This window comes from Pseudomonas sp. Tul2A7 (assembly GCF_054790505.1).
The window spans coordinates 6,254,098-6,275,005 of sequence record NZ_CP186499.1; the positions used below are offsets into that span (position 1 = coordinate 6,254,098).

22 protein-coding genes are annotated in these 20,908 nt (G+C 61.2%); 4 read left to right on the forward strand and 18 right to left on the reverse strand.

From position 1 onward, the window contains the following. Positions 1 to 399 precede the first annotated feature (399 nt). From ACOYXJ_RS27825 to ACOYXJ_RS27840, 4 genes are all read left to right on the forward strand, one after another. Positions 400 to 1,746, forward strand: a complete 1,347-nt coding sequence (locus ACOYXJ_RS27825) for a hypothetical protein (protein ID WP_150794777.1) — start codon at positions 400 to 402, stop codon at positions 1,744 to 1,746. 35 nt (positions 1,747 to 1,781) lie between these two features. Then, positions 1,782 to 4,010: an Ig-like domain-containing protein gene (locus ACOYXJ_RS27830; protein ID WP_460372760.1), complete on the forward strand. Its 2,229-nt coding sequence runs from the start codon at positions 1,782 to 1,784 to the stop codon at positions 4,008 to 4,010. Between the two features lie 73 nt (positions 4,011 to 4,083). Further along, positions 4,084 to 4,548 carry a curlin gene (locus ACOYXJ_RS27835; protein WP_110721043.1) on the forward strand — a complete coding sequence of 155 codons (465 nt, stop codon included), beginning with the start codon at positions 4,084 to 4,086 and terminating at the stop codon, positions 4,546 to 4,548. Between the two features lie 27 nt (positions 4,549 to 4,575). Further along, a complete protein-coding gene (locus tag ACOYXJ_RS27840; protein ID WP_460372762.1) occupies positions 4,576 to 6,027 on the forward strand; it encodes a curlin in 1,452 nt (483 codons plus the stop codon). A gap of 151 nt (positions 6,028 to 6,178) precedes the next feature. On the opposite strand, the gene ACOYXJ_RS27845 is transcribed toward ACOYXJ_RS27840, so the two are convergent. The 18 genes from ACOYXJ_RS27845 to ACOYXJ_RS27930 form a co-directional block, all read right to left on the reverse strand. Further along, a complete protein-coding gene (locus ACOYXJ_RS27845; RefSeq protein WP_460372764.1) occupies positions 6,179 to 6,640 on the reverse strand; it encodes a magnesium and cobalt transport protein CorA in 462 nt (153 codons plus the stop codon). A gap of 195 nt (positions 6,641 to 6,835) precedes the next feature. After that, positions 6,836 to 7,207, reverse strand: a complete 372-nt coding sequence (locus ACOYXJ_RS27850; protein ID WP_095120173.1) for a DUF6124 family protein — start codon at positions 7,205 to 7,207, stop codon at positions 6,836 to 6,838. A 328-nt stretch (positions 7,208 to 7,535) separates the two neighbouring features. Then, on the reverse strand, positions 7,536 to 8,222 hold the full coding sequence (locus ACOYXJ_RS27855; RefSeq protein ID WP_460372766.1) for a hypothetical protein: 687 nt from the start codon (positions 8,220 to 8,222) through the stop codon (positions 7,536 to 7,538). Between the two features lie 522 nt (positions 8,223 to 8,744). Then, positions 8,745 to 9,605 (reverse strand): CsgG/HfaB family protein, encoded by an 861-nt coding sequence (locus tag ACOYXJ_RS27860; protein ID WP_038364894.1) that lies wholly within the window; start codon positions 9,603 to 9,605, stop codon positions 8,745 to 8,747. 28 nt (positions 9,606 to 9,633) lie between these two features. Next, positions 9,634 to 10,065 carry a curli assembly protein CsgF gene (locus ACOYXJ_RS27865; RefSeq protein WP_460372768.1) on the reverse strand — a complete coding sequence of 144 codons (432 nt, stop codon included), beginning with the start codon at positions 10,063 to 10,065 and terminating at the stop codon, positions 9,634 to 9,636. Next, complete coding sequence (gene csgE / locus ACOYXJ_RS27870) at positions 10,062 to 10,454, reverse strand: curli production assembly/transport protein CsgE (RefSeq protein WP_102902831.1); 393 nt, start codon at positions 10,452 to 10,454, stop codon at positions 10,062 to 10,064. The genes ACOYXJ_RS27865 and csgE overlap by 4 nt, the downstream gene beginning before the upstream one ends. Further along, complete coding sequence (locus ACOYXJ_RS27875) at positions 10,451 to 10,990, reverse strand: type II secretion system protein (RefSeq protein ID WP_150794782.1); 540 nt, start codon at positions 10,988 to 10,990, stop codon at positions 10,451 to 10,453. The genes csgE and ACOYXJ_RS27875 overlap by 4 nt, the downstream gene beginning before the upstream one ends. After that, positions 10,965 to 11,339, reverse strand: coding sequence for a type II secretion system protein (locus ACOYXJ_RS27880; RefSeq protein ID WP_095047570.1), 375 nt, complete (start codon positions 11,337 to 11,339; stop codon positions 10,965 to 10,967). Before ACOYXJ_RS27880 ends, ACOYXJ_RS27875 begins: the two co-directional genes overlap by 26 nt. Before the next feature lie 5 nt (positions 11,340 to 11,344). Continuing rightward, on the reverse strand, positions 11,345 to 11,818 hold the full coding sequence (locus ACOYXJ_RS27885) for a type II secretion system protein (protein WP_102902833.1): 474 nt from the start codon (positions 11,816 to 11,818) through the stop codon (positions 11,345 to 11,347). 2 nt (positions 11,819 to 11,820) lie between these two features. Next, complete coding sequence (locus ACOYXJ_RS27890) at positions 11,821 to 13,668, reverse strand: secretin N-terminal domain-containing protein (protein ID WP_460372771.1); 1,848 nt, start codon at positions 13,666 to 13,668, stop codon at positions 11,821 to 11,823. Then, positions 13,665 to 14,177 (reverse strand): hypothetical protein, encoded by a 513-nt coding sequence (locus ACOYXJ_RS27895; protein ID WP_460372773.1) that lies wholly within the window; start codon positions 14,175 to 14,177, stop codon positions 13,665 to 13,667. Before ACOYXJ_RS27895 ends, ACOYXJ_RS27890 begins: the two co-directional genes overlap by 4 nt. After that, on the reverse strand, positions 14,177 to 14,725 hold the full coding sequence (locus ACOYXJ_RS27900) for a GspMb/PilO family protein (protein ID WP_128616014.1): 549 nt from the start codon (positions 14,723 to 14,725) through the stop codon (positions 14,177 to 14,179). The genes ACOYXJ_RS27895 and ACOYXJ_RS27900 overlap by 1 nt, the downstream gene beginning before the upstream one ends. Beyond that, complete coding sequence (locus tag ACOYXJ_RS27905) at positions 14,712 to 15,257, reverse strand: PilN domain-containing protein (protein WP_038364874.1); 546 nt, start codon at positions 15,255 to 15,257, stop codon at positions 14,712 to 14,714. Before ACOYXJ_RS27905 ends, ACOYXJ_RS27900 begins: the two co-directional genes overlap by 14 nt. Before the next feature lies 1 nt (position 15,258). Further along, entirely contained in the window at positions 15,259 to 16,062 is an 804-nt protein-coding gene (locus tag ACOYXJ_RS27910) for a hypothetical protein (protein ID WP_460372775.1), read from the reverse strand. After that, positions 16,043 to 17,749 carry a GspE/PulE family protein gene (locus ACOYXJ_RS27915; protein WP_460372777.1) on the reverse strand — a complete coding sequence of 569 codons (1,707 nt, stop codon included), beginning with the start codon at positions 17,747 to 17,749 and terminating at the stop codon, positions 16,043 to 16,045. The genes ACOYXJ_RS27910 and ACOYXJ_RS27915 overlap by 20 nt, the downstream gene beginning before the upstream one ends. An 81-nt stretch (positions 17,750 to 17,830) precedes the next feature. Next, on the reverse strand, positions 17,831 to 18,361 hold the full coding sequence (locus ACOYXJ_RS27920; protein WP_007919379.1) for a response regulator: 531 nt from the start codon (positions 18,359 to 18,361) through the stop codon (positions 17,831 to 17,833). A gap of 219 nt (positions 18,362 to 18,580) precedes the next feature. Further along, the gene (locus ACOYXJ_RS27925) at positions 18,581 to 19,342 is read right to left on the reverse strand and encodes a peptidylprolyl isomerase (RefSeq protein ID WP_460372779.1); all 762 of its coding nucleotides are present in this window, start codon (positions 19,340 to 19,342) and stop codon (positions 18,581 to 18,583) included. A gap of 15 nt (positions 19,343 to 19,357) precedes the next feature. Then, complete coding sequence (locus ACOYXJ_RS27930) at positions 19,358 to 20,908, reverse strand: cytochrome c/ABC transporter substrate-binding protein (RefSeq protein WP_460372781.1); 1,551 nt, start codon at positions 20,906 to 20,908, stop codon at positions 19,358 to 19,360.

Below are 20,908 nucleotides of genomic sequence, written 5' to 3' on the forward strand. Positions count from 1 at the left end.
CTATAGGGTTATAGCCCACGGGTGGGGGTTTGCCCGGATACGGGGATATCGCCCCGGTTGAGTTGATCCCACAGACACCGCTAATCCCTTGTAGGAGTGAGCCTGCTCGCGATCGCGATGGGCCAGTCGACATTTTCATTACAGACGCACCGCTATCGCGAGCAGGCTCACTCCTACAGGGGTTTTGTGTACGGCGGGCCATGATGGTCATCCCCACCGTCCCCGATTCTGGGGAATGACGCCCTTTCCCCGTTGGCCAAAAAACCCAACTTCATACCTGAAACCCCTCTATCCCGGCCCTCTCACGCCCATCCATCGCACTTTGGCATGGAAGGTGTACAGGCCCTGTGCAACTGACCCATCCCCAAGGGGCAGGTACTTTGATAGAGGGATTAACTCATGCACCCTTTACTGTCCAAAACCGCGACTGTCCTGGTCGTGAGCGCATTGGCCCAGGGCATCGCTCAGGCTGCTTTGTTTGCTGTTGATCCGGGTCCGTACACGCCGGCCAACGGTGGTTTCGCCAGTTGGTATCAGGACTCACACGGTCGCACCCTGGACCTGTGCCTGTCCAAAGCGCTCAGCTCCCGAGTACCCAGTGCCCCCGGCGCGCCGTCGTACATGTGCTCGCTGCTGCCGACCCCCGGCGTGTTCGATGACGCGCAACCGATTGTCTTCCCGACAAACTTTCCCGACGAAGCGTTCTGGTTCACCGGCGAAACGGCCCTCGTCGACGCCGCACGGGGGATTGATTTGGGCTACGTCAGCGCCATCGAAGCCGCATTCGCCGCTGAAGAACCGGTCGAGGGCGATCAAGTCAGCTTCGCCCGAATCCGTATTCGCGTCGATGTACCGACCGCCGGCACCTATGTCATCACCCACCCGTATGGCGTCGACGTGTTCAACATCGACACCCCCGGTCGCCGCGCAATCAACATGACTCGCGACATTGGTATCGGCACGCCGAAAACCTATGACGGCGCGCTCAAGGGTGACATCGGACCGTTCCTGCGCAGTGTCAACGGTCCCTACACCGAGACCAATCCGCTGACCGGTGCCGCCGAACAATTCGTCGGCGACCCGAACCTCAACGAGGCAGTCACCGGCAGCCCGTTCAACACCAACTACGTACGCATCGAAGGCCCTAACGGCCTCGATCTGCGGACGAACGTGTTCGCCGTTTCGGGCAAGTTGTCGACGGTGGTCCGGCCAACGCCAATGATCACCCAGCGCAGCACTTACTCGCGTAAAGCGGGAACCAGTGCGCCGGTCGCCCAACAAGACGTGTTCGTTCTCGCGCCACCTGCGCCGGGCACTGTCGCCGTGACCAGCAGCACCCCGGTGCTGAACATGACCGAGGCCAACTCCACCGGCAGTTGGTACGCGCAATCGTCGGCCAACCCGACCTTGCCGACCACCCTGCAAGTGACTGCCGACAACCACCTGGCCATCGCCAGCAGCACGCCGACCACCCTGCCCATGACCCTCACCGACCTGGTGGTGATCCAGAGCGCGCAATACAGCCTGAGCTCCGGACAACTCACCGTGGTCGCCTCGACCAGTGACGAAACCTCACCGCCAGTACTCACCGCCACCTCCGGCAGCGGCGCCGCCATCGGTGCGCTGGGCGGCGACGGCGCAGTGAAAACCCTGGCCACCGGGATCTCGCCGATCCCACCGGCCAAGGTTCGGGTGACGTCGTCCAACGGCGGCAGCGATACCGAAGAAGTGGTCATCGTGCAATGAACGCTCACATGCCCAGATCCGCATCAGGAGGCATCATGAACAAGTGGCCACGCTTTGCGCTCAACGCGCTCGGGCTCGCTCTCTCGCTGACCGGCAGTGCCTATGCGCAACTCGCCGCCGTCGACCCCGGCCCTTACACCTTCGCCACCGGGAAATTCCCGATGTGGTATCAGGACAACAATTTGCTGTCGATGGAACTGTGCCAGTCGCGTGCTGCCAGTTCGCGCGTTGCCGCGACCACGCCGCCGGCCTACATGTGCATTCTCTTGGCCGAGCCAGGCATCTACGACGATGCCCAGCCGATGATTTTCCCGGACAACTGGCCGCCGGAAGCCTTCTGGTTTCTGGCCGAAACCACGATTGCCGACAACGCTGCCGGTTATGGTGTGGACGCCTATGTCGCCGCGATCGAAGCGGCATTCGCCTCGGAAAATCCGGCCGATGGTGATCAGCAAAGCTTTGCGCGGATTCGCATCCGGGTGAACGTACCCGTTGCCGGCACCTACACCATCACTCACCCGTACGGTGTCGAGACGGTCAATGTCACCGCACCCGGGCGCCGCGCGATCAATATCACCCGCGACATCGGCATCGGCGCGCCGGGCAATTTCACCGGTGCCGTCAATGGCGCCATCGGACCGTTTCTGCGCAGCGTTAACGGTCCGTACACCGAAGTGAACCCGGACACCGGCGCCACGGAAACTTTCGTCGGTGACCCGAACCTCAACGAAGCGGTGACCGGCAGCCCGTTCAACACCAACTTCCTGCGCATCACCGGGCCGGCCGGGACGATCCAGTCGAACGTGTTCAGCCTGTCCGGCAAAGTGCTCGACAACCGTCAGCAGACCCAGGTTGAAATCGACCGCGCCACCTATCGCCGCACCGCCGCTGGCGTGCGTGCCGAAGTGTTTGCCAAGGCCAGTAACAGCTCGACCCTGTGCTTCCGCGAAACCGTGGCGTTGCTGCCCGGCCCACCGCCAACGCCGTGCCAGACCAGTCTGTTGGGTGACAACAACGGCCTGTTCTTCGGCCACCGCTTGGGCACTGGCGCGGTACCTCCGGTAGTCGTCGTGACCGCCACCAACCCCGCCGGCACTACGCGTCCGACGGCCGTGTCGGCCAAGCTCACCGACGTGGTGAAAGTGCAGACTGCCCGTTACAACTGGGCCAACCATAGCTTGCTGATCGAGGCCACTTCGAGCGATGAAGTGGCGATCCCGGACATGGTTGCGCAAGGCTACGGACGCCTGTCGAAAACCGGCACGCTGCAGCGCATCACCATCGCCGACCTGACTCAGCCACCCGCTACCGTGACGGTGAAATCTGCCGCTGGCGGTGGTGACACCGAAGCGGTCGTCGTGGTCGGCAGCGCGCCGGACACGGGTGAAAACCAAGCGCCGATCACCAACGCCGACAGCGGCAGCACCAGCTTCGGCGTGCCGATCACCCTCAGTCTGTTGACCAACGACAGCGATCCCGATGGCAACAACCCACTGGGCATCACCGCGTTGACTCAACCGGCCGCCGGCCAAGGCACCGTCGCGCTCAACGGCACCACTTCAGTGGTCTACACCCCGCCAGCGGTAGTCAACGCGCCACTGACCACGACCTTCACCTACAAAGCGCAGGACGCCAAAGGCCTGGCCTCGGCCAACCCGGCGACCGTAACCATCACCGTCGCGCCCAACCAGGCACCGACCGCCGTCGCCGACAGCGTCGCCACGCTTGGTGTTGCGATCCCGATCAACGTGCTGGCCAACGACACCGATCCGGAAGGCAACGTGCCGCTGGCCGTCAACAGTCTGACCCAACCCGCCGCCGGACGCGGCACGGTCAGCACTGACGGCACGGTGATCACCTACACCCCACCGGCCACCGTGACCACGGCATTCACCACGACCTTCACCTACATCGCCCGGGACGCCTTCGGTGCCCTGTCGACGCCGGCCACGGTCACGGTGCAAGTCTCGCCACGGCCAGCAGCGGAAACGTTCGCCGTCACCGCATCGACGGTGCAGGCACGCTCCGGCGGGCGCTTCAACTGGGACTTCACCGGCACCTCGTCAGTGACCACCGGCAACACCATCACCGTGCAGGTCACCACCCCTTCCGGGCTGGTCACCCTTGGCACCACCACGGTGCCGTTGACCGGGCGCTGGCGGCTGACGCTGAACAACACGCTGGTGGTGCCATCGGCCAACCCGACCGCGACGATCCGCTCGTCCCAAGGCACCGTGCGCACGGTCTCGGTAAACACGCTGTAAGCCTGATCCCCAGCCACTTTCGGGTGGCTGGGGCGTGCTTCGCAACCGGATAACGCCACACAGGATTTTCGCCATGAACACGCCGACCGCCGCCCTGCTTTGCCTGCTCCTGCTGTGCAGCAGTGCAGGCGTGCGTGCCGACGACCTGATGGAAAACGACGACCTGGCCCCGACCAGCAGCGACCTCGGCGAACTGCCCCCACCGGTGGGCCAGCAAGCACTGATCGACCAACTCGGCCAGGCCAACGTCGCGCTGCTGCAACAGAACGGTCAGTCGCTGCTCGGGCAGATCGTGCAGTCGGGCAGCAATCAGGAAGCGTACATCCTGCAACAGGGCAGCGACCTGATGGCGCTGATCAACCAGAACGGTTCCGGCAACGCCGCCTCAATCACCCAGAACGGCAGCCATAACCGCGCGCAGATTTCGCAAAACGGCAACAACAACGACGCCAGCATCGAGCAGGCCGGCGCGGGGCTGCAAAGCGCCGTGACCCAGTCGGGCAACGGCATGAGCGTTTCGGTCAAGCAATATCGCTAAGCACTGCCAATCATCGGAGAGTTCATCATGTTCAAACTGACGCCCCTCACCGCCGCCATCCTGGTCATGATCAGTGCCCAGGCGATGGCCGACGACAGCCTGTCCAACCAAAGCCAGGTCGGTACCGCCAACATCGCCGACGTGAAACAGACCCAGGCCCCATTCAGCACCACCACCCAGACCCAACTGGGCCAAGGCAACGACGCCGCCGCCGTGCAAGATCACGCCACCAGCGTGATCACCCAGGACGCGGTCGGCGACTACAACGCCGCTTACGCCGAACAGCTTTACGAAGACAACGCCACCATCACCCAACAACAGGTCGGCGCCTTCAACACCGCTCACGCCAGTCAGTCGCTGGGCTTCGGCTCACCGAACAGCGCGCTGCAACAGCAGCAAGGCACCGGCAACTTCTCGTTCATCTATCAGGATTCGCAGAACGGCAGCGAAGGCAAAACCTTCCAGTTCGGCGACAGTAACGAAGCCAACATCGAACAACTCTATGAAGGCACGGGCAACAGCGCGGTGATCACCCAGTACGGCACCGCCAACTACGGCACCGCCGAACAAGTGCTGCACAACGGCGGCCAGATCGGCATCAACCAGGCCGGCGAAGGCAACTACGCCTACGGCGACCAGCGCAACGGCACTGGCGGCAACATCACCATCAACCAGTTCGGTAACCTCAACGGCACTGAAATCTGGCAGGACGCGCAACTGGCCAGCCAAGCCACCGTCAACCAGTACGGCGACAGCAACGAAACCGTGGTCGACCAAAGCTTCGGCGAAAACAACACCGCCGCCGTCACCCAGGTCGGCAACAGCAACGCGATCTACGCCGACCAGTTCGAATCGGTCAACTCGACACTGGCGCTGTATCAGGTCGGTAACGGCAACGTGCACTTCACCTACCAGAACGGCGACAGCCACGTGCTCAACGCCACGTCCGTGGGCAACGACAACAAGGTCTACGCCAGCAACTGGAAAGGCCCGCAAGCCGGCGGCCAGTTCGGCAGTGGCCAACGCGCGACCGTCACTCAAGCGGGCAACGGCAACATCGCCAGCTTCACGCAGGATGGCGTTGGGCAAGTCATGACCACGCATCAGACCGGGACGGGCAACAAGACCACGGTCAGTCAGGCTGATTCCTACAACGAGCTGTACTTTGATCAGAATGGTAGCGACAACATTCTGATCTCGGATCAGCGCGGCACTGGCAACCTGGTGCAGGGTTCTTCGAATGGCACGGGGAACAGTGCTGAGTTTGATCAGTCCGGGTCGGGGAACCAGGCGTATACCGCGCAGTTGTATGGCAGCGACAACATGATCACTGTTAAACAGGCGGATACGATGAACGTGGCGTATGTGACCCAGGGCGGCACGGGGAACATTGCCAATGTCGATCAGAGCGGGGTTACGCAGACCGCGAATATTCAGCAGTTCGGGTCGGCTAACCAGGCGACGGTGTTGCAGCAGTAGGGATTGGGTGTTGATGAGCCGCGATTCTCTGGTGAGGGGGGTCGCGGTTTTTTTTGGCCCTATGGAACTGCCGAAAGCTGCAATCTTTTGATCTTGATTCTAAAAATCAAAGCCAAACTATCGCAGACTTCGGCAGCGCCTATAGAACTGGTCAATCTGGCATTGGGCGAATAATGTCGGCCAGATCATCATTGGTTATTTCATTAGACTTAATAGCGGCGGCAATGTCTTTTTTGGAAAGGGGGAAACGCTTGAAAATTTCTTTCAACGTATCTGCATCAACATCAGACAACCAAAGGGGATCAACAAGCGAACCTTGATATTTTGGCTCCATTGGAACCTCATCACCAACAATGGGACCATGGTGATTAAAATAAACCATGTACCGACTAAATCCTTCCGAGAAGCTTTTGTCATAGTAAACAGTAGCCCCCATAGGCAGCACATAGTAATTTTCATCACCGTTCTGCCCACCAATCAACATAGGTTCTCTAGTCTTAATCATTTTCATGCCTTGGGTTCTCGAAAAACCATTAAACATGACAGACATCAGCACTGCGATATTCACAAACACTGAAACAACCAACAAAACGGCAACCAACTTACTTTTCATATACGTTTTTCTTGTCATAGTGCGCTTCCGTGTTTCCTTCAAGCATTGCCTGAAAATCCGCAGGCATGAAAATACCATTTGATCGTTCCCACGCTCTGCGTGGGAATGCCTCTCGGGACGCTCCGCGTTCCAACTTGCGAATTTTACGCAGAGCGTCCAGGGCTGCATTCCTTTGCTGCGCGTGGGAACGATCAATCAGCCATCCTTCAACTCGACATGATCCAGCGCTTGATTGACGGCCAGTTCGCCCAGCATGACGACTTGAGCGATACCCAGTGCAGTCTTGCGGTGTGAAGTTTCCAGCGAGGCGGCGAAGTTGATGAGCATTTCGCTGGCCGAGCCGAGGGTTTCGCTGGCGTTGGCTAGCAGGGATTCGGTGTTGTACCTGGGGTTGGCGAGGTACATGGGTTCCGGCTCGTTGGCGCTGGACATGATGTGGGCGGTGGGGTTGAGGTAGAAATCGAGGGCGCGGTCGGCGGCTTCGTGGAGTTTTTTGCTGTCGACTGAGGCGTAGGGGGATGTGGTGTTGGTGTCTGGTTCTGGGGGGTTGGGTGTTGGTTTTTTCATGGTAATTCTCTCTCATTGATAGTTTCAGCTGGCCCATTCGACTTCCAGGAAAAATGGGTGGCAGCTGTACGCAGGCTGGAAATCCGGGAGAGAGCAACCCGGCAGACACGAATGTCTCCCGCGCACAACCGCCATAACAGAGTGCACACAATGAAAGTGCGCAAGCATACGTTATGAAAGGCGTATCTGCTCTCTCGTGTCTTCGGGTTTCCATGCCCGGTCGCTGAATTGGCAGCGACGAACACAGGCTAGAGACCGGACGTCCGACGGACAACCTGAAAACCTTGTGGGAAGGTTCCTCTGATTCAGACACTTCTTTAAACACACTTCAGATCGCAGCCCTCACCCTAGCCCTCTCCCGGAGGGAGAGGGGACTGACCGTGGTGTTTGGTAGATATACGCCGACGTGCAATACCGAGCTGAACTCAGGTTTTGAAGCGTTGAAGCAAGAGCCCCTCACCCTAGACCACTCCCGGAGGGAGAGGGAACTGACCGTGGTGTTTGGTAGATATACGCCGACGTGCAATACCGAGCTGAACTCAGATTTTGAAGCGTTGAAGCAAGAGCCCCTCACCCTAGCCCTCTCCCGGAGGGAGAGGGAACTGACCGAGGTGTTTGGGTGAGGTACGCCGACGTGAAATACCGAGCGGAATTCAGGTTTTGAAGCGTTGAAGCAAGAGCCCCTCACCCTAGCCCTCTCCCGGAGGGAGAGGGGACTGACCGAGGTGTTTGGTAGAGGTACGCCGACGTGAAATACCGAGCTGAATTCAGGTTTTGAAGCGTTGAAGCAAGAGCCCCTCACCCTAGCCCTCTCCCGGAGGGAGAGGGGACTGACCGAGGTGTTTGGTAGAGGTACGCCGACGTGAAATACCGAGCGGAATTCAGGTTTTGAAGCGTTGAAGCAAGAGCCCCTCACCCTAGCCCTCTCCCGGAGGGAGAGGGAACTGACCGTGGTGTTTGGCAGAGGTACGCCGACGTGAAATACCGAGCTGAACTCAGGCTTTGAAAAGCACAAAAATCGGCTCCCTCTCCCTCGGGAGAGGGCTGGGGTGAGGGGCAGCAACAACGCAAATCAAAAGCCGAACACCCGCGCTCTTCACCACTCAATAGGCCGAGTGTCAGCTCGCCTGCTCTTGATCTTGACCCACGGGCGACGTCGGAAGGCTGAGTGGAGGGATTGATCCGGGCGTGGGAGCGCAGCGACCGTTTGGCGCAGCCAAACACAGCGAGAGGAGGTGCAGCGAAGCAAACCGTAGGCGCTGCGCCCGGATCGGTCCCGTAGCGAAGGAACCCCGAGCTTTAGCGAGCGGGCCGTACGTAGGAGCAAGCGTTTTTTTGCTTACTTTTTTTAGGCGTTTGTAAAAAAAGTGAGTCGCCGTCAGAGCGAAACCCTAGGTGGCCGTTGCCGCAGGAATGGATATGTACTCAGTCAAAAAGAACCCCGCCGCCTGACAAAAAGCCTTCGCGAGCAGGCTCGCTCCCACAGTGGGAACTGGGTACATCGGCAAGAACCTGGTCGGCCCGAAGGCCGCCACGTTCACTCCGCCTCAGGATCAATCTTGTTCTGACTCAAATACCGATTCAACACATCATCCTGCCCCGGCACAGAAGCGTCCCCCGCCACCTGCCACAACCGCCGCTCAATCCCCTGCGCCACCATATGCCCAACCGCCGCCTCAATCGCCGACAACACACAAAGCTGCGCCGGCTCATTCGTCGTATACCCAACCTCAGCCTCAAGCAACTTCTTGAACTCGATAAACTTGAAAATCCCGGCACTGCGCGCCACCGAATAAATCGTCTTGCTGGTCATCACATTCGCCAACACCTGCCCGCTGCGCACATCCACCGCACGCAAATTCACAGTCACCTGATCCACCCGATACTCACGCTGCAAATCAATCCCCAGATACCGCGCCCCTTCCCCACCGCTACGCACATTGGTGTCATACGCGATGATCCCGCCCTCGAGCATCATGTTCGCCGCCTGCAACGGCGGCAGCTCACCCTGAATATTCACCGGCGTATTCGGCTTCTTCTGCGACGCGCGAATAATCTTGCGTTCAGTCAACAGGTTCTGCAGCCCTTCCCGCTCCAGCACGACAAACCAGCCACTGGCCTGCATCGCGTCCATCAACATCGACGCCGCGCCCTGGGTCACGCTGGTGGAAAACGAACTCGCCGGCGTCGGCTTGTACTGCCCGGTCTGGTCACGGAAGCCGTACACCACCGCCATCAACCGCCCCTTGGGTCGCGGCATCTTCAGCAAGTCGTAATAAGTCGAGGCCCTGGGAGTCAGGGTCGGGGTTTCGGTGTCCTGCTCGGCCGACATCGGCTCCCGCAGACTGCACCCTTGTAATGTCGCCAACAGCAGCCCTAACGCGATGATCTTTTTCATGTCCGTTCTCCCCGGAACCGTCAGCCCGTCATGGGTTGAGGCCGTTCACCTGAATTTCCGAAACCTCACCGGTCGCTCGATCGGTCACTTCAATGCTCAGTGCCCCGGAGTCGTCGATGACGTTGACGATAAAAGAGTCGGTGGACAGGCTCCCCGTGTTGCCAGTGGAGATGTTGTCCAGCAACTGCCCTAGCAGCCGCGATTGCAATTGACTGGTGAAGCGCTCCAGCGCCGAGGTGCCGGCCACGCTCGAACGGCTTTTCAGGTCCGGATCGTCGTGATCGTTTTGCGCCTGGGCGTTGTTGAGCAACCAGGTGCCGTTCAACGGGTTGCCGCCGAACGACGGGTTGACCGGCGTGTAGACCAGTTCAGTGGCCTGGACAGCGGTAGCGCTGGCGAGCCCGATCAACAACCCCGAGATCCAGAATCCGCTGCGCCGTGAGAACGTTGTGCTGTTCATAGTTCGTCCTTCTCAAGGTCGGTGGTGTCCTGCAACAGAGCCTCCAGCTTGCGCTGGACAACCTGGCGTCGAACCCAGTCGGCGGCCGCGTAGGCCTCGTCCTTCAGTTCCACGGTGTTCGGCGGCAGGAAGCGCCGATAAACCAGGCGTTGCTGATATTCCACGGTCACCAGGCTGCCCCAGCGCGCGTCGGGCCGCTCGCGCACCACCAGATTGAAATCCATCGGGCTGGTGTCGCGCAGGCGTTCACTGAACGAGTAGTAAAAGTCGTGGCCGATGTGCGAGATCGTGTCGTCGACGATAAAGCCCATCATTTCGTCTTCTTCACCGGCCTGGGCGCAGCACGCCGCCACGGTGAGAATCAGCGCGCACCACCACTGACGAGTCATGGCTGCAACGCCTGCGGCAGATTCGACTGGCCTTTGGCCGGGCCATTGGTGCCGTCGAGGAAGGCTTTTTCGGCGACGAACTGCCAGTCCGAATAACGCTGCATGCCGTCGAAATCCGACCACTGCGTCGGGAAGTCCGCCTGCTTCAACGGCAGCTCGGTCGACGGGCTGTTGAGGCCGGTGATGCGTCCGTCAAAACCGCGTTGCAGCGCCCATTCACCCTGACCGATCGGATCGGGATAAAGCTGACGCAGGTGATGCTTCGCCTCGGGAAAACGCTGATCGTCGAGCAGATCCACCAGTTCTTTCGGGTACTGCGCCAGCCCCGGCGAACTGCGGTAATAACTGCGCAGCGCCTGTGCGTACTGAGTGCCAACCCAGAGCAACTGGCGTTCACGGTCACGACGCGAAGCGGTCGACCACAACTCGCCAGCACTGGCCAGGCCCATGCCCATCACCACAATCAGGAACAGCACGCCCAGATAGGTGAAACCACCCTGCTGCGCGCGGTTACCACTCGGAAAACTGGCTGCCATCACGCGCCCTCCCGGTAGCACCGCTTTTGATATCAGCTACGCCACCCGCCACACCGTCCGGTGGCGCGATCAGCACCCACTGGTCTTTGCGTTCGGTGATCGGATCGAGTGGCGCGTTGCGCAGGTAACGTTGTTCGATCAGTTGCTCGATGGAATCCGGATAGCGGCCCGTGTCGCCGTAGAAGTGATCCAGCGCCTCGCGCATCGCCGACAGGCTCTGGCGCAGGGTGGTTTCCTTCGACGCTTCGAGGCTGTTGAAGTAGCGCGGCAGCGCGATGGTCATCAGCGTGGCGATGATCGCCATCACCACCATCAGCTCCAGCAAGGTAAAACCTTTTTCCCGGCGCATGAGGTTCACCACTCGCGGTAGGCGATGCCGTTGAGGCCCTTGCCCCGGGCGTGGGAGTAGACGTCGAACACGTCCTCGCCATCGCGCGGGTTTTGAGCCGAACTGTTGTAGGCGCGTACGCCCCAACCCCCTTCGTCATCACGTTTGGCCGGCACCAGCGGATCGCGCGGGATGCGGCGTAAAAAGTAGAACTTGGCGCCCTTGGCGCTGCGCACATCGCGCACGCCTTCGACCAGTACTTGCAGGTTCGGCGGATAGCCGCTGCTGTTCAGCGACTTCTCGATGTAGCCGGCATCGAACGCGCGTTTGTAGGCGTCAATGCCATCGCGAATCTGGTACAGCGCGTTGCGCAATTCCTGCTCCTTGCCACGCCGCACCAGGGTCTCGGTCAGCGGCGCGGCCATGCTCGCCAACAGGCCGATCAGGGCCAGCGTCACCACGACTTCGATCAGGGTGAAACCGCGTTGGGAGGCGTTCATGATCAAGGCTTCTCGACGGTGACACGGGTGGTGGCCACGGCCGACTCACCGACGGCACGCGGCTGCGCGGCAGACGACGGCATCACATAGCTCTGCGAACGATCCGGGGCCTGAATGTGCATGCTGGTTTCAGTGCCGGTGGAGAACTCCATGTCCGACGGGCTCTGGTACGGCAGGTTGCGCACGATCCGTGGGGTGATCGACAGCACCAGTTCGGATTTGCCGACGGTGTCCTTGTTGCTGCCGAACAGCCGGCCAAGGCCTGGAATATCGCCAAGGCCCGGAATCTTGTTGCCGGTGGCGCCGTGGTCGTTGCGCATCAGGCCGGCGAGGATCTGCGTTTCGCCGTCATGCAGGCGCAGCGAGGTTTGCGCGTTACGGGTGTCGACCTGCACCGGGATCGTGCCCTGACGGGTCGGTTCCAGCGGCGTCGCATTACTGACTTCGAGGGCGATCTTGATCGCCACTTCGTTGTTCAGGTGCACGGTCGGTTGCACTTCGAGTTTCAGACCGACGTCGAGGTAAGTGACGCTTTCAGTGATCACCGGGCCTTGCGTCGACGGCACCGAAGTCGCGCTGATGATCGGCACGCGCTGACCGATGTGGATCCGTGCCTGCTCACGGTTGCTGACACGAATCACCGGGCTGGCGAGGGTGTTGATGTCGTTGTCCTGCGCGTTGATCTTGGCTTGCGGCGACGGCGAGATCGAAATCCGGCTGGAGTTGATCCCTTTCAGTTGATCAAGCAGGGTCACCGCCGAACCGTCGCTGTTGACCACGCCGAAGGTGTTCGGCCATTGCAGCCCTAGGTCAAGAATGCGCTGGGTGGCGACTTCCATCACTTCCACTTCGAGCACCACTTCCGGGTTGGACTGGTCTTGCGACTGCAGGAGTTTTTCGGCCATGCGCACGGCGTCTTCGGTGTCGCGCATGGTCAGGGTGTTGAGGCGTTCGTCGACGAACACGTCGCGGGTCTTGAGCATGGTTTTGACCATGTTCAGCGCGGTATTGGCGTCGATGCTGGTCAGGTAGAAGGTGCGCATCACCAGTTCCTGGTAATCCTTCACTTTCTGTGGCGAATCCGGGTAGATCAGCAAGGTGTTTTCGTTCACCACTTTCTGGTGCAACTGGTTCTGTTGCAGCAGCAAAGTCACCGCGTCTTCGATGCGCACGTCACGCACGAAGATGGTCGCTTTCATGTCCGGGCGCAGGTCTTTGTCGAAGATGAAATTCAGCCCGGCGACCTGCGACAGCACTTCGAAAATGGTCTTGAGATTGGCGTCGCGAAATTCCAGAGTCACCGGTCGATCGAGCTTGGTGCGCAGTTGCGGATAGGCAATCACGTTGCGGCTCTGCACCAGACGAATATTGCCTTGCAGCTCCAGCGCACCCTCGTTGTTGGGGTCGAGTTCGAGGATCTGTTTCACCTGCCGATCAGCACCGTAGATGTCGCCCCGGCGCAGGTCGCCACGGGCCAGTTCGAGTTTCTCGTCCATGCTGCGCAGGTAGTCCATCTGCTTCAGGGCATCCTGAGCGCGGCGGTTGTTCGGTTCGATGGTCAGCACGCGGTTGTAGGCCACCCGCGCCGAGGCGAAGTCGCGGCGCGAACGGTCAGTGTCGCCGGTCGTCAGCAACGCCGTGATGGCCTTGGCCCGACCGCTGTTGAGCAGCAAGTGCAGCTCGGTGTCCCGTGGGTTTTCGCGCAGGCCTTCTTCGATTCGGGCCAGCCCCGCCTCGTACTGACCCTGTTCAATCAGGTCGGCGGCTTCCTTGTTGGCCACTTGTGCGGAACTGCACGCGGCCAGCCCGGCACACAGGCCCAGGCTCATCAGCAGACGGGAACGGTTCATTGCGTACTCCCCACAGACAGGGTCTGCGACAAATGCAAAGGCAGGTAGACCAGGCTCAATTCCACATCGGAAATGCCGGTGATCTTCCAGGTGTCGTCGATCACATCCCCGTTGCGCACGACGTAGATCTTTTCGCCGTTCTGCAAAAACACTTGCAGGTCGCTGCGGTCATGCAGCCTGCCGACGAATTGAAACGGCACCGGTGGCAGGCTCGGGGCTTGCACCACAGTTGCTGGATTGATGGCAATTTCGGTGACCGTGGCCAGGGTCGGCGCGGCCTTCCAGGATTTCGCGGCGAACAGGTCGCCGGCCGGGCTCAGGTCCTTGATCGACGCATCCTTGGCCTTGGCGGTGCTGGCCGGCAGCGCGCCCCGGGTTTTCCCCGGCGTAGCGACAGCCACTTCGTTCGAATCGGCGTCTGCGCTCGGCGAGAAATATTCCGGCAACCACGCCAGCGCGGCCGCTACGCCGAAGAACGCCAACCAACCTGTCACGCGCTTGGTATTCATCACGACCTCGACAGGTAAAGGGTCATACGGATCCGGCCGTTGAGGTCGGTGTCGCCAATCTTCTTGCGTTGCAACTCGAGGTCTTCCACCACCACCGCCGGCAACTGCCCGAGCAAGGCGTGCAGGAAGCGGCGCAGTTGCGGGTAGCTGCCGCGCACTGGCAAGAGGATCTGATAGCGCGCCAGATGGGTTTTCGGGTCGACGCCGAGGGCGTATTCGCCGCGCGCCAGGGTTATGTGCTCTTGCGCTGCGAGGGCGTAGATGCGGTCGATAGCGACGGTGGCTTGCGGCTGCGCCGGCAGTTTGTTGCGGAAGTCGTCGAGTTGACGTTGCGGCACCACCGGCGGCGCGATGCTGCCGTCTTCAACCTTGGCCAGGTACTCGCTGGCTTCCTGAGTCTGCTGGCTGAGGTGCTGCAACGATTGCCAGCCCGGCAACAAACCGCCGAGTGCCCAAGCCACGGCGACCAGCAGCAGCGCCAGTCCGGCGAGGCCCGGAACGCCGAGGCCTTGCAGGTATTCGTGGACGATCAGTCTAGGGATTCGCATCGCCAATCTCCCAAGTCGCCGACAGGTTGAATTGCACCGGTTGTTCCGGCGATTTGACGACGATTTCGTGGCTGAGCAGCGACACGTCGGACAGCTCGTCGCTGGCCTCCAGCCGTTTGTGGAAGTCGAGCATCGCTTGCAGATCCCGTGCTTCGGCGCTGATCCGTACCTGGCCTTTGCGCGCATCCGGGGTCAGGGTCAGCAGCGCGACGTCATCGCGCGGCATCGCTTCGAGCATGGCGAACAGGCGTTCCCATGGCCGGCGCAGTTGCTGCGAGACCTTGCGCATCTCGGCGAGGTTTGCCGCTTGCTCGCGGGTTTCCGCCGGGCTCAGGGTGGATTTGGCAGCGCTGTCGCCGGTGAGCTGACGCTGGGTGGTTTGCAGGTGGCCTTGTTGCTGTTCGGTGTGCGCGTCGAGGTGCTGTTGCACGCCGAAGCACAGCAGCGCCAGCAGCACGCCGCCGCCGAGCAGGCTCCAACCCAACGGGCCGGAACGTGGCCGTGGCTGAAAGTCGAGATTGAGCGCGCGCATGTCAGGCCACCGCCCGGGACATGACGTACAAGCCGTCACGCACGTTCATCGAGGCGTCTTCAAGGGTGCGCAGTTGCACACCCGCCACGTCCGGATGCGCATCGAGGCGCGCCGGCGCATGCAGATAAACGTTGAACGCGCGTTCGCTGGTCGAGGCTTGCAACTGCCGTTCGCGACCGATCAGCGCATTCAACGCGGCATCGCTGTCGCTGCCGCCCACTGAGCGCACACCGGCCCAGCGCCCTTCCCTTGCCAGCAACAACACACTGCGTTGCGGCTCGGCGACGATAAAGAGGAAGTCACCGGCATCGAGGCTTTTGTCGAAGCGGTTGAACGCCGCCATCAGGTACGGCTGCACCGAGCGCAGGCGCAAACCGCGAGCGCTGACCAGCGTGCGCAGACGTTCGAGCAAGTCTTGCGGCAAGGCACTGGCGATGCGGTCGTAACCGGCCGGCTCCGCAGACAGCACCAGACTCCACGGCTGGGTCGGCGCACCGAACAGGTCTTCGAAACACAGTTGGGCGAAACCACGCAGTTCTTCCGGGCTGCTGATCTGCGCGCTCCATGGCACCAGGCAGAAGCGGCTGAAGTGCCCGGAGATGACCACGCTCAATTCGGCACCGGCGCGGGCGTGTTCACCGAGCAGGCGATCGAGGGTATCCAGCGCCACCGCGTAGCTCTGGAAGCCTTCGTCGATGTAACCGACGCTGCCCAGCCACAGGGTGTCGCTGCCGCGCCGCTGACCGAGGCCAACACCGCTGGCGCCGAGCACGGCGACAAAACGCTCACGCGATAAAAGTGACACGATTGATCTCCTCCAGCGTGGTGCGACCTTGTTCCACCAGCTCCAGCGCCGATTCGCGCAGCAGGCGCAAACCACGGGCACAGGCCAGGGCTTTGATGTGTTTGATCGGTTGGCGCTCGACGATCATCTGGCGCAGTTCGTCGTCGAGGTGCAGCAGCTCGGCAATCGCCGTGCGCCCGCGATAGCCGCTGCCCCGGCAATGGCCACAGCCCTTGCCGTGGACGAAGTGGTAGTGATCGACTTTCTGCGGATCGAGGCCCGAGGCGCGCAGCTCTTCATCGCTCGGATTGACCGGCGCGCTGCAACTGGCGCACACCAGCCGAATCAGGCGCTGGGCGAGAATCGCGTTGAGCGCCGAGACCAGGCTGTACGGGTCGATTTCCATTTGGGTGAAGCGGCCAATCACGTCGAAAACGTTGTTGGCGTGGATGGTGGTGAACACCAGGTGGCCGGTGAGCGCCGATTGCACGGCGATCTGCGCGGTGTCCGGGTCACGGATTTCGCCGACCATGATCTTGTCCGGGTCGTGGCGCAGGATCGAGCGCAAGCCCCGGGCGAAGGTCAGACCTTTTTTCTCGTTGACCGGGATTTGCAGCACGCCCGGCAATTGATACTCGACCGGGTCTTCGATGGTGATGATCTTGTCCACGCCGTGGTTGATCTCGGTGATCATCGCGTACAGCGTGGTGGTCTTGCCGCTGCCGGTCGGGCCGGTGACCAGGACCATTCCATAAGGTTCGGCGGCGAGGCGGCGCAACTGGCGCAGGGTTTCATCTTCAAAACCCAGCGCCTGCAATTGCACGCCGCAGACCTTGTCGGCCAGATCCTGTTTGTCGAGCACCCGCAGCACCGCGTCTTCGCCGAAGATGCTCGGCATGATCGACACGCGAAAATCGATCTGGCGGCCGCTGATACCGATCTTGAAGCGACCGTCCTGCGGCACGCGTTTTTCGCCGATGTCCAGTTCAGCCATGACCTTGACCCGCGAGATCACCTGCTCGGCGAACTCGTTGCCCTGGACTTTGCTGATGTTATTGAGCACACCGTCGATGCGGTACTTGATCACCAGACCGTGGCCGGTAGTGCCGAGGTGAATGTCGCTGGCGTGCATTTTCAGCGCGTCGTAGAGGGTCGAGTTGACCAGTTTCACCACGCTGCTGGCGTCTTCGCTGATGCTGGTCAGCGAGAGGCTTTGCAGGGTGTCGATTTCGCTGTGGGTGTCGCCCTGGGCATTCAGCGATTCGACGGCGTGAAAGCTTTCTTCGTGGCGCGCCAGGTAGGCTTTGAGGTCATCGGCGTGCACCAGATACAGCGGCGCGCCATGCAGGCAATCGTCGATCCAGGCCAGCCGCGCCGGGTCGAAGGGGTCGGCAAATACGCCGATGACTTCATCGTTGTGGCGCAGCAGGATGAATTCGCGTTTCAGGCATTGTGCGAGGGTGACGCGGTCGAACACCGGCGTCGCTTGAAACAGGCTGTCGGTGTCGAGCACCGGGTAATGCAGGGTGGCGCCGAGCGTGTGAATGAACGGCATCGGCGCCAGTTCACAGAGTACGCAAAGGGCTTCGAGGACGCGTTCGCCAGAGGTGGCGGCCCGCGCCCGGGCCTGGGCAAGCTGTTCACTGGAAAAGCGCGCGGGGGCGCATTCGGCCAGCAGCGGTTCGACGACAACGGACAGACGTTCCATGGCTTGCTCTCCAACCGGGGCTTAGAGCCCTGTCGGCGCGGCAAACCTTGGCGGCAAGTGCCGGAACGTCTGATCGCGCCATTACTCCCCGGTGAGCATTTGATCGTCGTCCGGCGCCATGGATTGCGACTGCCGTCGCCGATCCGCCAACACCCAACTGCCATCGTACAACTGCAACGGGAAGCTCTCGGTCCTGCTCTGGCGTCGTTCGACGAAGCCCTCGGAAGGGCTCGCACCGGGTTTCGCTTCGCGCTTGATGCCCAGAAGGTCGCAGACAGCTCGGGCCAGTTCCGCCAATGGAAACGGTTTGAACAGGATGTGGCTGACTTGCAGTTGCCGCGCCCGCTCACAGACTTCAGCGGTGGGGTGACCTGTTATCAGCACAAAATTACACGTCCTGTTCTGGCGGACCGCGTCGAGCACCTCAAAGCCTTCCATATCGGGCAAGCGGTAATCGAACACCAGCACGTCGGGGGCAAACGTTTCGGCCAAACCGATACCCGTCGCTCCGTCATGTGCAATCCGGACGTCCAGCCCTTGCGCCGACAGATAATCCTGAAGGTTCTGTGCAAGCAGCTGTTCGTCTTCGACAACCAGTACTTTGTTAACCAAGGTCGACTCCTTGAAACAGCAGGTCCGATGACCCCGCCCTGAGAGTGCGCCTTACCAGGGGTAACGCACACTTCATGCCAGGCTGAGTGCCGGTGATTTTACGTCTTCATGTCCTTGAATTTAATGACAATGCCCGCTCGTCCCGGTACCCCGTTCCCCAGAAACGGGGAAGCACCTGAATGGGCATCGAAGCCATTCCCCACTATTGGGGGGGAACCTTCAGTCGTCGTCAATTCGTTCGATCCTGTTCTGCACTCGTAATTGCGCGAGCACCTGACGACGAGCCTGGGTCTGTTGCTGTCGGGCGAGCTGTGCCCTGACTGTATCCAGCCCCTGCAAATCTGGGACATCGGCGGCCTCCAGGTGGTTCGGCAAATAAATCACATGCCAGCCAAACGGTGAACGCACCGGATCGCTGGCAAAACTCGCGCCGCTGACAATCGAGGCGCGCATTTGCATCAAGCGTAGACGTGCTTCGGTGACTGTGGCTGCATCCGCTTGTGCAGGCACGCGGATCAGCAAGTGCCGGGGCTGCAAGGTATTGGCCCGGACCAGCTCGGCAAACATCTGCTGCGCCGCCAGTTCGCGGCGGGTGTACTCGGTGAAGGACGCTTCGTCGAAACCAGCGTCCTGCAAGCGCCGGACGAATTTATCCGCGCCGCCGATGGCACTGCGGGTTTGCTCGACTTGCTGACGCACTACCTGGTCGTCGATCTGTCGGCCACGTTTCTGCGATTCCTGCCACAGCAATTCTTTGTCGATCAACACTTGCAACGCCGCCTGCCGCAGTTCCTTGTAGGCCTTGGGGCTGCGAATACTCGCGACCGCGCGGCCCTGATCTTCCAGATATTCGGCGAAGAAACGCTCAAAGCGAAACCCGGAAATCTCCTCGCCATTGACTCGCGCCACGGCCGGCTCGTTATTGGCCCACGCCAGCGGCAACCAGCAGGTCAGCAGCATTATCAGCGTTGTGAGCTTCATGATCGGGCCCTCCGTTCAGGGGCTGGCAACAATCGGTTTATAGGGGGCGACCAGATAGAAGCGCTGATCCGGCAAGTCCACAGTGACCACATGGGCGCCGCTCAGACCCAGGCGGCGTCCGGGGCCGAAACTCAAGCGCGGAGTCAGGCCGGTGTCGAAGTCGTGCAGGCCTTCCAGCGCCGTAACCAGTTTTTCGCGGCTGGCGTCACGGCCGGCCTGTTTCATGCCTTCGCTGAGCAGCAGCATCGAGGCGTAGGCGCCGACTTGCAGCACCGCATGCTGGGCGCCGAGGCCCTGGCCTTCGCGCAGCAGCGTCAGGGCCATGCGCCCGGTCTGGGTCCAGTCGCTGGGCACGAACGGATAGGCGAGAAACACCCGCCGGGTGAAGCCGTCGGGCACTTGCAGCAGATCACCGGCCACCTGGCTGGAGGCGGCAAACAGGTAAGGCACTTGCCCGGCGCTTTGCAGGCGCGTCGCCAGACGACTGAAGCCGCCGCCATTGCCCAGATAGAACACCGATCGCGAACCCAGCGGCAAAGCCTCTGCTGTCGGGTCGTAGGCTTGCAGAAGGACTTTCTGCCAGCCGTGATCCTGTAAGTATTGAGCGAGGGTGGTTGCCGCTTGCGCTTGCAAAGGGTCATCGGGATAGGCAATCAACGTCGGCCCTTGCAGCACGCGCAAACTTGCCGTGGCGTAGTCGGCCAAGGCGATCAGTTGTTCGCGCAAGCCCGGCAGCGGCTCGAAAATCTGCGGACTGGCCTGCATCGATCCGAGCAATGACAAGGCGCCAATCAGCGGTACGCCAGACTGCTCCAGTCGACTCGCCAGTTCACTGTCGAGGGCCGGCGCCAGCGGTGCGATCAGGGCGAAAACCTGCTCCTGTTCGATCAAGCGCTGCAAGGCTTGCGCGGCACTGGCGCGATCCGGGCCGGGATCGATCACCGTCAACCGCAACTGTCGGCCGTGAATGCCACCGGCCTGATTGATCCGCGCGACGCTACCCTTGAGCACAGCGGCGACGGTCATGCCCTCCTCCGCTAGCGGCCCTTGGCTGGGCAGCAAGGTGCCCAGGTGCAAAGTCTCGGCATCGAGGCCGGGGTCACGTTCATCGGCGAGGCGTTTGAGATAGGCGGTGAGGTTGTGCTGATCCTTCATCGACAGCAGAAAGCGCGGCATGCTCGGGTCGAGGCGATTGTGGCCGGGGTCGCGGCCCTGCTTGATGGCAATGGCCAGAGTGCTTTCGCTATAGGCCGGATAGCTGCGCCCGTTGACCTGTTGCTGGCCGTAGGTGCTGGTCAGTCGCGCCCAGTTCAGCGGCGGCGGACGCACCCCGCCTTCGGGTCGACCGAGGCCATCGGCGCCATGGCAATTGGCGCACGGCAGACTGGTCGCCGGCAGTAACACATCCGCCGCGCCGACCCGCGCCATGATCGCTTCGCCGCTGGCGGAAAGGCCTTGGCGGTACAAGCGTTTGCCCGCCGCCTCTTCGGGTGTCAGCGGCGCAGCACTCGCGCCAAGGCTGACGCCAGCGAGCAGGATCAGGGCGAGTACACCGCTCAGGTTCAT

Coding starts and splice junctions, on each gene's coding strand:
- ACOYXJ_RS27915 (WP_460372777.1), bottom strand. CDS start 17,749: ATGGAACGTCTGTCCGTTGTCGTCGAACCGCTGCTGGCCGAATGCGCC.
- ACOYXJ_RS27885 (WP_102902833.1), bottom strand. CDS start 11,818: ATGAACGCCTCCCAACGCGGTTTCACCCTGATCGAAGTCGTGGTGACG.
- ACOYXJ_RS27840 (WP_460372762.1), top strand. CDS start 4,576: ATGTTCAAACTGACGCCCCTCACCGCCGCCATCCTGGTCATGATCAGT.
- ACOYXJ_RS27890 (WP_460372771.1), bottom strand. CDS start 13,668: ATGAACCGTTCCCGTCTGCTGATGAGCCTGGGCCTGTGTGCCGGGCTG.
- ACOYXJ_RS27860 (WP_038364894.1), bottom strand. CDS start 9,605: ATGAAAAAGATCATCGCGTTAGGGCTGCTGTTGGCGACATTACAAGGG.
- ACOYXJ_RS27880 (WP_095047570.1), bottom strand. CDS start 11,339: ATGCGCCGGGAAAAAGGTTTTACCTTGCTGGAGCTGATGGTGGTGATG.
- ACOYXJ_RS27845 (WP_460372764.1), bottom strand. CDS start 6,640: ATGAAAAGTAAGTTGGTTGCCGTTTTGTTGGTTGTTTCAGTGTTTGTG.
- ACOYXJ_RS27875 (WP_150794782.1), bottom strand. CDS start 10,990: ATGGCAGCCAGTTTTCCGAGTGGTAACCGCGCGCAGCAGGGTGGTTTC.
- ACOYXJ_RS27900 (WP_128616014.1), bottom strand. CDS start 14,725: ATGCGAATCCCTAGACTGATCGTCCACGAATACCTGCAAGGCCTCGGC.
- csgE (WP_102902831.1), bottom strand. CDS start 10,454: ATGACTCGTCAGTGGTGGTGCGCGCTGATTCTCACCGTGGCGGCGTGC.
- ACOYXJ_RS27930 (WP_460372781.1), bottom strand. CDS start 20,908: ATGAACCTGAGCGGTGTACTCGCCCTGATCCTGCTCGCTGGCGTCAGC.
- ACOYXJ_RS27835 (WP_110721043.1), top strand. CDS start 4,084: ATGAACACGCCGACCGCCGCCCTGCTTTGCCTGCTCCTGCTGTGCAGC.
- ACOYXJ_RS27865 (WP_460372768.1), bottom strand. CDS start 10,065: ATGAACAGCACAACGTTCTCACGGCGCAGCGGATTCTGGATCTCGGGG.
- ACOYXJ_RS27925 (WP_460372779.1), bottom strand. CDS start 19,342: ATGAAGCTCACAACGCTGATAATGCTGCTGACCTGCTGGTTGCCGCTG.
- ACOYXJ_RS27830 (WP_460372760.1), top strand. CDS start 1,782: ATGAACAAGTGGCCACGCTTTGCGCTCAACGCGCTCGGGCTCGCTCTC.
- ACOYXJ_RS27895 (WP_460372773.1), bottom strand. CDS start 14,177: ATGAATACCAAGCGCGTGACAGGTTGGTTGGCGTTCTTCGGCGTAGCG.
- ACOYXJ_RS27905 (WP_038364874.1), bottom strand. CDS start 15,257: ATGCGCGCGCTCAATCTCGACTTTCAGCCACGGCCACGTTCCGGCCCG.
- ACOYXJ_RS27825 (WP_150794777.1), top strand. CDS start 400: ATGCACCCTTTACTGTCCAAAACCGCGACTGTCCTGGTCGTGAGCGCA.
- ACOYXJ_RS27850 (WP_095120173.1), bottom strand. CDS start 7,207: ATGAAAAAACCAACACCCAACCCCCCAGAACCAGACACCAACACCACA.